Genomic DNA, 473 nt, shown 5'->3' with positions numbered 1-473 from the left:
AAACGCGTGGCATTTTTGGTCTGGTTGGCTAAAGTGTTTACGGTATTAGTTTTTAAGTTAAGTGGTTGGTTTATTTGCCGATTAGCAGGGCGTTATGTATCCGAGTGTCGTACACACCATTAGAGGCAGACAATGAACATGAACAAGATTGAAACACTCAATACAGTTAGTTTATTCAGACTGATAATCCTCAATATCCTAACCTTTGGTATATATGGTGGTCATTACATCAAGCTATTGTCAGAGAAACTAAATCAGCTCGACTATATCAAGCACCCTATCAAACTTCATTTATGCTTAACCATTGTCACGCTAATTTATGTAAATGCATTATTTTCAATTTCCACAGTTTTCTATCGTGATTCAGAGCTTTTGCATGCTGCTAGTTCATTAGTATCCTTCATCACTTGGGTTGCTGTATTAGTTTGGGCGTTGAAAGTTCGAAACTTACTAAATTCCACATTGTTGCTAGC

At 37.0% G+C, this 473-nt stretch carries 1 protein-coding gene; it reads left to right on the top strand.

Annotated elements, in window-relative coordinates; translation table 11 throughout:
* Positions 1-138: 138 nt before the first annotated feature.
* On the top strand, positions 139-473 hold a 335-nt coding region (locus BCU12_RS08425; RefSeq protein ID WP_198599286.1), incomplete at its 3' end, for a DUF4234 domain-containing protein.

It is taken from the genome of Vibrio sp. 10N.261.55.A7 (assembly GCF_002877365.1).
Classification (GTDB): domain Bacteria; phylum Pseudomonadota; class Gammaproteobacteria; order Enterobacterales; family Vibrionaceae; genus Vibrio.
Note: the sequence above shows the minus strand (reverse complement) of the source record. Positions and strands in the feature narration are given on the sequence as shown.